Source organism: Amycolatopsis sp. (assembly GCF_035546795.1).
Taxonomy (GTDB): Bacteria; Actinomycetota; Actinomycetes; order Mycobacteriales; family Pseudonocardiaceae; genus Amycolatopsis_E.
The window spans coordinates 293,299-301,267 of the sequence record NZ_DASZWC010000001.1 but is presented as its reverse complement, the minus strand read 5'-3'; the positions used below and the strand labels follow the sequence as shown (position 1 = coordinate 301,267).

Here is a 7,969-nt window from a genome sequence, read left to right as displayed (position 1 = left end):
CAAACCCCGCCAGATCATGGTCGTGCCCGAACTCCCCAAAACCCGCTCCGGGAAAATCATGCGCCGCCTCCTGCGCGACGTCGCCGAAAACCGCGCCATCGGCGACGTCACCACCCTCGCCGACTCATCAGTCATGGACCTCATCTCCAGCGGACTCAACTCCGGCAAGAACGAAGAGTGACAGGGAGCTCAACGATGACGACGACCGACAGCAACCGCACCACGGTCACCTCGGGCGGCACGGCCGTGCAGCCCGTCGACCCCACCAAGCACATCGCCGACCCGGGGCCGCTGGGCCTGGCCGGGTTCGCCGCCACCACCTTCGTGCTGAGCGCGGTGAACGCGGGCCTCGTGGCGAAGTCGATCGAGCCGGTCGTACTGCCGCTCGCGCTGTTCTACGGCGGGCTCGCCCAGCTGCTCGCCGGCATGTGGGAGTTCCGCAAGAACAACACGTTCGGCGCCACCGCGTTCGCCACCTACGGGTCGTTCTGGCTCGCGTTCGCCTTCTACGTCTGGCAGTTCTCCGACAAGATCCCGCCGGACCAGGCCGCCAACGCGACCGGGCTGTTCCTGCTCGTGTTCACCATTTTCACCGGGTACATGGCGATCGCGTCGCTGCGCACCAGCGCGGCACTGATCGCGGTCTTCGTGTTGCTGTTCCTGACTTTCCTGTTCCTGACGATCGGGGAGTTCTCCGGCGCCGAAGGGATCGGCAAGTTCGGCGGCTGGCTCGGCCTGATCACCGCGGTGCTGGCCTGGTACGCCTCGTTCGCGTCGGTCATCAACAGCACTTTCAAGCGCACGGTGCTGCCGGTGGTGCCGCTCGCCCGCTGAGCACGCTGGTTCCCCCCGGCCGCGCCCGTGGTGTACCGCCACGGGCGCGGCCCCTTTTTCACGCGTGCCGTTCCAGGAATGCGGCGATCTCGGCCGGATCCTCCAGCGGCAGGGGATAGACCAGCAGCCGGTCGACGCCGAGGCCCTCGTAGTCCTGTTTGCGCCCGGCCGACGGCATCGGCATGAAGGTGATCTCCAGTTTGCCCAGCCGCTCGGGACGGTCCACTTCGGACGCCGCCTTTTCCAGCCCCGCCAAGGACTTCTCCAGATCCCGTGGGGACTCGCCGTTGCCGATCCAGCCGTGCCCGCGCGAGACCGCGCGCCGGAACGCGGCCGGGCTGTGCCCGCCGACGAAGATCCGCGGCTCGCGGACCGGCCGGGGATGGGCGTCGACCCCGGCGAAGGACACGTACTTCCCGGTGAACGCCGGATATTCGTCCAGCCACAGGGAACGCATCGCGTCGAGGTATTCGTCCGTGCGCCCGCCACGTTCGGAGAGCTGGACGCCGGTCGCGTTCAGCTCGGGTTCGAGATACCCCACGCCGACGCCGAGCAGCACGCGGCCGCCCGAGAGCACGTCGAGGCTCGCGACCTGCTTGGCCAGCACCACCGGCTGGCGCTGGGGCAGGATGATGATCCCGGTGCCGAGTTCGATCCGCTCGGTCAGCGCCGCCACGTAGGACAGGTGCACGAGCGGATCGGCGAACGGGTCCGCCGGATCGGCCGGGGTGTCGGGCGTGCGCGGGCTCGGCAGCACCACGTGCTCGCCCGCCCACCACGAGCCGTACCCGAGTTCTTCCGCGAGCCGCGCGAACCGCGCCGTTTCGGCCGGCGTGTGCGTCACCTTGGCGTTGAGCCCGAAAACCCCTGTTTCCATGAGCCCGATCCTGGATCCGCGCACCCCCGGTGTCCAAGACCCGCTGAGATAACCTGTGGTTATGGACGTGCGGGTCCAGGACCTTCGCTACTTCGTCGCGGTCGCCGAGGAACTGAGCTTCACCAGGGCGGCCGCCGCGCTGTTCGTCTCGCAACCGGCGCTGAGCAAGCAGATCCGGCAGCTGGAGGCGGAACTGCGGGTGCGGCTGTTCGAACGCGACCGGCGGACCGTGACGCTGACGCCGGCGGGGGAGACGTTGCTGCCGCGCGCGCGGCGGATCATCGAGGACTGGGCCGACGCGCGCCGGGCGGTCGCGGAAAGCGCGGCGGAAGAGCTGGCCACCCTCACCGTCGGCTTCCAGACCCGCATCGGGCGCGGGCTGATCGGCTCGGTCCGGGAACGGATGCGGGAGCTGATGCCTGGTTGGCGGCTGCTGTTCCGCCAGGTGAGCTGGTCGGATCCGGCAGTAGGCCTGGCCGCGGGCACGACGGACGTGGCGATCGCCTGGCTGCCCGTGCCGCGGGAGTACGCCTCGAAGGTCGTCAGCACCGAGGAACGCTGGGTGGCGCTGCCGGCCGGGCACCGGCTCGCCGGGCGCGCCACCATTCCGTTCGCCGAGCTGGCGGACGAGCCGTTCATCGCGCTGCCCGCTTCGGCAGGCCCGGCGCGTGAGTTCTGGCTGGCCACCCGGGAGCGATCGCACCCCGCGCGTGTCGCCGCCGAGGCCGCGACGGCGGAGGAAGCGTTCGAGGCGGTGGCCGCCGGGGTGGGCGTGGTGCTGGTCGCGGCCGGCAATGCCGAGCTCTACCGGCGAGAAGACGTCGTCTGCCGCCCGGTTTCCGGGATCGGGCCCAGCAGGCTCGCCGTGGTGTGGCGCGCCGGCGACGACCGCAAGGCGGTCGGGCTGTTCGCCGAGGCGTGCGTGCGGTGCCTGTGCGGCTGATGTCCGTCCGGGCGGCAAACCGCACGGTCGGTATGCTGGGCCGATGATCCAGGACGAGGAGCCGGTGCCGCGCCGCCTGCTCGCGGCGGCGACGAAACTGTTCGCCGACAAGGGGTTCGACCGCGCGTCGGTGCAGGAGATCGTGGCCGCGGCCGGGGTCACCAAGGGCGCGATGTACCACTACTTCGGTTCCAAGGACGACCTGCTTTCCGAGATCTACGGCCGGGTGCTGCGGCTGCAGACCGAGCAGCTGGAAAGGGTCGCCGCCACCGGCGCCCCGGTCGGCGACCGGCTCCGGCAGGCCGCGACGGACGTCGTGGTGAGCACCATCGAAAACCTGGACGACACCAAGATCTTCCTGCAGTCGGTGCATCTGCTCGCCCCGGACAAGGGCCGGGCCGTGCGCGCGAGCCGACGGCACTACCACGAACGGTTCCGCGCGCTGATCGAGGAAGGCCAGCGCGAGGGCGTTTTCCGCGCCGACAAACCGGCCGACATCGTGGTGGACTTCTTCTTCGGCTCCGTCCACCACCTCGGCGCGTGGTACCGCGCCGGTGGCAAGCTGTCCGCCCGCGAAGTCGGCGCGCACTACGCCGGCCTTCTCCTGGACGCGCTCCGCCCGTGACCGCGCGCCCGGGCGGGGCACGCGGTCCGCGGCGGATCAGGCGGGCAGGTTCACCAGCTTCGCCAGGTTGGCGCGGTGCCGGCCCGGGGTGCCGAGCGCGATCTCGTCCGCCTTGGCGCGCTTGAGGTACAGGTGCGCCGGGTGCTCCCAGGTCATGCCGATCCCGCCGTGCAGCTGGATCGCCTCCTCCGCGGCGTGCACCGCGACGGTGGAGGCCTGGGCGACCGCGGTCGCCACCGCGACGTCCTCGCCGGTGGCCACCGCGTCGGCGGCGTTGCGTGCCGTGGCGCGTGCCGTCACCAGCTCCAGGTACAGGTCGGCGAGCCGGTGCTTGAGCGCCTGGAACGAGCCGACGGCGCGGCCGAACTGGAAGCGCTGCTTGACGTAGGACACCGTCTCGTCGAGACACCACTGCGCGACCCCGAGCTGTTCGGACGCCAGCAGCGCCGCACCCGCCGTCAACGCCTCCTCCAGCGCCGCCGCGGCCGTGTCCGGCCCCGCCAGCAGCTGCCCTTCGGCACCGTCGAGGGTGATGTCGGCGACGCGGCGGGTCAGGTCCAGCGAGATGGCTTCCTGCGCGGTGAAGTCGTTCACCGCGTACAGCCCCGGCCCGTCCGGACCGGTCGCCGGCACCACCAGCACGTCGGCCACCGAACCGTCGGCCACCACCGGGATCCGTCCACTGAGGACACCCCCGGAAACCGTGACCCCGGCCGGGAATTCCCCGCCGGGCCACGTGCTCAGCGGTACGGCGAGCGCGCCGATCGCCTCACCGGTCGCGAGCTTCCGCAGCAGACCGGCCACAGTGGACGAAGCGCTGTCGCAGGCCAGCAAGGCGGAAGTGGCCAGCACGGCGCTGCCGAGGAACGGCACCGGCGCGACCGAGCGGCCCAGTTCCTCCAGCACCACGGCCAGCTCGCGCGTGGACGCGCCCTGCCCGCCCAGCTCCTCGGGCACGTGCAGCCCCGCGAAGCCCAGCTCCGCGGCCAGCGTGCGCCACAGTTTCAGGTCGTACGGTTCGCCGGTTTCCACGCGGGCCAGCACCTTCGCGGAGTCCGCGCGGTCGGCGAACAGGTCGCGGACACTGGCCCGGAGGTCCTCCTGGACCTCGGAATAGAGCAGATCGGTCACCGGGGCAGATCCTTCCAGGCCACGTCCTTGTCCACTCTGGGTTCGGAGGGCAGCCCGAGCACCCGCTCGGCGATGATGTTGCGCATGACCTCGGACGTGCCGCCCTCGATCGAGTTGCCCTTCGCCCGCAGGTAGCGGTATCCGGCCTCGCGGCCGATCATGTCCACCTTCTCCGGCCGGCGCATCGTCCAGTCGTCGTAACGCAGCCCGTCCTCGCCGGCCAGCTCCACCTCCAGCCCGGAAAGCGCTTGCTGGAGCTTGGCGAACCCGAGCTTCATCGCCGAACCCTCCGGCCCCGGCGCGCCGACGGCCAGCTGCTGCCGCAACCGGGTCCCGGCCAGCCGCAAGGCTTCCGCGTCCACCCACAGCCGCAGCAGCCTGTCCTGCAGATCGGGCGTCCGCAGCTGCGGGCGTTCGCGCCAGGTGTTCGCGACGATGCCGATCAGCCCGCCCTCACGGGGCATCGCGTTGCCGCCGATGGCGACCCGCTCGTTCATCAGCGTGGTCTGCGCGACCTTCCAGCCCTCGCCGACCGCGCCGAGGCGGTTCGCGTCCGGCAGCCGCACGTTGGACAGGAACACCTCGTTGAACTCGGCCTCACCGGTGAGCTGGCGCAGCGGCCGGACCTCGACCCCGGGGTCGGTCATGTCGCACACGAAGTACGTCATGCCCTGGTGCTTGGGCACGTCGGGATTGCTGCGGGTGACCAGGATCGCGAACCGGGCGATATGCGCGACCGAGGTCCACACCTTCTGCCCGTTGATGATCCAGTCGTCCCCGTCGCGCACCGCGCGGGTGCCCAGCGCCGCCAGGTCCGAACCGGCGCCCGGCTCGGAGAACAGCTGGCACCACACCTCTTCGCCGGTCCACAGTGGACGGAGGTAGCGCTGCTTCTGTTCCTCGGTGCCGAACCGCAGGATGGTGGGCGCGGCCATGCCGAGCCCGATGCCGATCCGGCGCGGGTTGTTGTCGGGTGCGCCCGCCGCGGCGAACTCACTGTCCACAACGGACTGGAGCTCGCGTGGCGCGTCCTGCCCGCCGAGACCGGCGGGGTAGTGCACCCACGCCAGCCCGGCGTCGAAGCGGGCTCGCAGGAACTCCAGCCTCTCGGTGGTCTCCGGGTCGTGCGCGGAAAGGAACTCCGCCACCTGCCCGCGCAGATCTTCGGCCGTGGTCACTCGCCCTCCTGTGTTTCGCGGGACACCCGCACCCGATCGGTCCCTCCGGGCGAATGTTCCTTCGTCGCGCCCGCTTCGTGTGCTGCCTCGCGCCACTTCTTGAGCTCACGATGAGCCAGCGAGCGCTTGTGCACCTCGTCCGGGCCGTCGGCGAAGCGCAGCGTGCGGATCCCGGCCCACATCTCGGCGAGCGGGAAGTCCTGCGACAGCCCGCCCGCGCCGTGCGCCTGGATCGCCTTGTCCAGGATCCATTCGACGGTCAGCGGGGTGGCGATCTTGATCGACTGGATCTCGGTGTGCGCGCCGCGGTTGCCCGCGGTGTCCATCAGCCAGGCCGTCTTGAGCACCAGCAGCCGCAGCTGCTCGATGCGCACCCGCGACTCGGCGATCCAGTCCTGCACCACGCCCTGCTCGGCGATCGGCTTGCCGAACGCGGACCGGCTCAGCGTGCGGCGGCACATCATTTCCACGGCCCGCTCGGCGAGCCCGATCGAGCGCATGCAGTGGTGGATGCGGCCGGGCCCGAGCCGGGCCTGTGCGACGGCGAACCCGTCGCCCTCGCCGCCGATGAGGTTCTCCGCCGGCACCCGGACGTCCTCGAAGATCACCTCGGCGTGCCCGCCGTGCGAGCTGTCGTCGTAGCCGAAGACCTTCATCCCGCGCTTGACCGTGAGGCCCGGGGTGTCGCGGGGGACCAGGATCTGGCTCTGCTGCCGGTGCGGCTGCGCCGCCGGGTCGGACTTGCCCATCACGATGAAGATCTTGCAGGCCGGGTTCATCGCGCCGGTGATGTACCACTTGCGCCCGTTGAGCACGTAGTGGTCGCCGTCGCGCCGGATGCTGGTGGAGATGTTGCGCGCGTCGGAGGAGGCGACGTCGGGCTCGGTCATCGCGAACGCGGAGCGGATCTCCCCGTCCAGCAAGGGCTTCAGCCACTGCTTGCGCTGGGCCTCGGTGCCGAACATCGCCAGCACCTCCATGTTCCCGGTGTCCGGCGCCGCGCAGTTGAGCGCGACCGGGGCCAGGTGCGGGCTGCGGCCGGTGATCTCGGCCACCGGCGCGTACTGCAGGTTCGTCAGGCCCGCACCGTGCTCGCCGGGCAGGAAGAAGTTCCACAGCCCGCGCTCGCGCGCCGCCGCCTTGAGGTCCTCGACGACCGGCGGCGAGGACCACGGGTTCTCGCGTTCTTCCAGCTGCTGGGAGAAAACCGGCTCGGCGGGGTAGATGTGCGAGTCCATGAACTCGAGGAGTTTTTCGCGCAGCTCCTCGGTTTTCGCGTCGAAGGTGAAGTCCATCAGCCCTCCTTGAGGGTTTCGTTGCCGAGCGCCACGAGCGGGGTCACGGCCTCGCCGATCCGCTCGAATCCGGCACCGACGGTCTGACCGTGGCTGAAGCGGTAGAAAATGCCTTCCAGGATCACCGCCAGTTTGAAGAAGGCGAACCCGACGTACCAGTCGAGCGCGGACAGGTCCCGCCCGGATCGCCGGGCGTAGCGGGCGATCACCTCTTCGGTGTCCGGGTATCCCGGTGCCGCGCTGACGTTGGACACGACCTCGAGGTTCAGGCTGCCGCGTTCGGCGTAGGCGACCATGAGGGCCAGGTCGGTCAGCGGGTCGCCCAGGGTGGACATCTCCCAGTCCAGCACCGCCGTGATCCGGTCTTCGCCGTCGACGAGGACGTTGTCGAGGCGGTAGTCCCCGTGCACGATCGCGGGCGGCCCGGACCGGGGCAGCGCCCTGGCGAGCCGGTCGTGCAACCAGTCGATGCCGTCGAGGTCGCGGCTGCGGGACGCGTCCAGCTGCTTCTTCCACCGGCGCAGCTGACGCTCCAGGAACCCTTCCGGGCGCCCGAAATCCGCGAGCCCGACCGACGCGGGGCCGACCTCGTGCAGATCGCCGAGCGTGTCGATCAGCGAGTCCGCGATCGCCTTTGTCCGCTGCGGGCCCAGCTCTTCGAGCTCGGCCGCGGCGCGGTAGGGCTTGCCCTCCACGAACTCCATCACGTAGAACGGCGCGCCGAGCACCTTGGTGTCCTGGCACAGCGTGATCGTCTCCGGCACCGGGACCTTCGTCGGCCGCAGCGCGGTGATCACCTTGTGCTCGCGGGCCATGTCGTGCGCGGTGGGCAGCACGTGCCCGAGCGGCGGGCGGCGCACCACCCAGCGCGACGTCCCGTCGCCGACGATGTAGGTGAGATTGGACCGGCCGCCCTCCACCACCCGCGCGGACAGCGGGCCGGCGACCAGGCCGGGGGACTGCTCGTCGAGATGGGCGCGCAGCCGGGACAGGTCCAGGCCCGGCGGGTCTGCTGGGCTCATCGAGGCCTCCTTGACTCGGTACCGACCAGTCGGTATGTCGGGTGACGGGTGGAACGCCCCCGCG

The 7,969-nt window shown here is 70.7% G+C and carries 8 protein-coding genes and 1 pseudogene; 4 read left to right on the top strand and 5 right to left on the bottom strand.

Features of this window, described 5'->3' with window-relative positions; translation table 11 throughout:
* Both VHD82_RS01585 and VHD82_RS01580 read left to right on the top strand, forming a co-directional pair.
* Nucleotides 1–181, top strand: a 181-nt coding sequence (locus VHD82_RS01585) for a hypothetical protein (protein WP_325696148.1), incomplete at its 5' end; no start/stop codon positions are given.
* A gap of 14 nt (nucleotides 182–195) precedes the next feature.
* Entirely contained in the window at nucleotides 196–834 is a 639-nt protein-coding gene (locus tag VHD82_RS01580; protein ID WP_325696146.1) for an acetate uptake transporter, read from the top strand.
* Nucleotides 835–892: 58 nt separating this feature from the next.
* Here the strand turns inward: VHD82_RS01580 and VHD82_RS01575 are convergent, their stop codons facing one another.
* On the bottom strand, nucleotides 893–1,711 hold the full coding sequence (locus tag VHD82_RS01575) for an LLM class F420-dependent oxidoreductase (RefSeq protein ID WP_325696144.1): 819 nt from the start codon (nucleotides 1,709–1,711) through the stop codon (nucleotides 893–895).
* A gap of 61 nt (nucleotides 1,712–1,772) precedes the next feature.
* Here VHD82_RS01575 and VHD82_RS01570 point away from each other — a divergent pair, with 61 nt between their 5' ends.
* Entirely contained in the window at nucleotides 1,773–2,654 is an 882-nt protein-coding gene (locus VHD82_RS01570; RefSeq protein WP_325696142.1) for a LysR family transcriptional regulator, read from the top strand.
* Between the two features lie 43 nt (nucleotides 2,655–2,697).
* The gene (locus VHD82_RS01565; protein ID WP_325696140.1) at nucleotides 2,698–3,279 is read left to right on the top strand and encodes a TetR/AcrR family transcriptional regulator; all 582 of its coding nucleotides are present in this window, start codon (nucleotides 2,698–2,700) and stop codon (nucleotides 3,277–3,279) included.
* A 36-nt stretch (nucleotides 3,280–3,315) separates the two neighbouring features.
* On the opposite strand, the gene VHD82_RS01560 is transcribed toward VHD82_RS01565, so the two are convergent.
* The 4 genes and pseudogenes from VHD82_RS01560 to VHD82_RS01545 all read right to left on the bottom strand — a co-directional run bounded on the left by VHD82_RS01560 (nucleotide 3,316) and on the right by VHD82_RS01545 (nucleotide 7,905).
* A complete protein-coding gene (locus tag VHD82_RS01560) occupies nucleotides 3,316–4,410 on the bottom strand; it encodes an acyl-CoA dehydrogenase family protein (protein ID WP_325696138.1) in 1,095 nt (364 codons plus the stop codon).
* Nucleotides 4,407–5,588, bottom strand: a complete 1,182-nt coding sequence (locus VHD82_RS01555) for an acyl-CoA dehydrogenase family protein (protein WP_325696136.1) — start codon at nucleotides 5,586–5,588, stop codon at nucleotides 4,407–4,409. The genes VHD82_RS01560 and VHD82_RS01555 overlap by 4 nt, the downstream gene beginning before the upstream one ends.
* 92 nt (nucleotides 5,589–5,680) lie before the next feature.
* Nucleotides 5,681–6,883: pseudogene (locus VHD82_RS01550) on the bottom strand (acyl-CoA dehydrogenase family protein); the annotation flags it as partial.
* Entirely contained in the window at nucleotides 6,883–7,905 is a 1,023-nt protein-coding gene (locus VHD82_RS01545; protein ID WP_325696134.1) for a phosphotransferase family protein, read from the bottom strand. The pseudogene VHD82_RS01550 and the gene VHD82_RS01545, both read right to left, overlap by 1 nt.
* Nucleotides 7,906–7,969: the final 64 nt, after the last annotated feature.

What these genes read in the sequence shown, in the direction of transcription:
- VHD82_RS01575 (WP_325696144.1), bottom strand. Translation starts at nt 1,711, where the DNA reads ATGGAAACAGGGGTTTTCGGGCTCAACGCCAAGGTGACGCACACGCCG.
- VHD82_RS01565 (WP_325696140.1), top strand. Translation starts at nt 2,698, where the DNA reads ATGATCCAGGACGAGGAGCCGGTGCCGCGCCGCCTGCTCGCGGCGGCG.
- VHD82_RS01580 (WP_325696146.1), top strand. Translation starts at nt 196, where the DNA reads ATGACGACGACCGACAGCAACCGCACCACGGTCACCTCGGGCGGCACG.
- VHD82_RS01570 (WP_325696142.1), top strand. Translation starts at nt 1,773, where the DNA reads ATGGACGTGCGGGTCCAGGACCTTCGCTACTTCGTCGCGGTCGCCGAG.
- VHD82_RS01545 (WP_325696134.1), bottom strand. Translation starts at nt 7,905, where the DNA reads ATGAGCCCAGCAGACCCGCCGGGCCTGGACCTGTCCCGGCTGCGCGCC.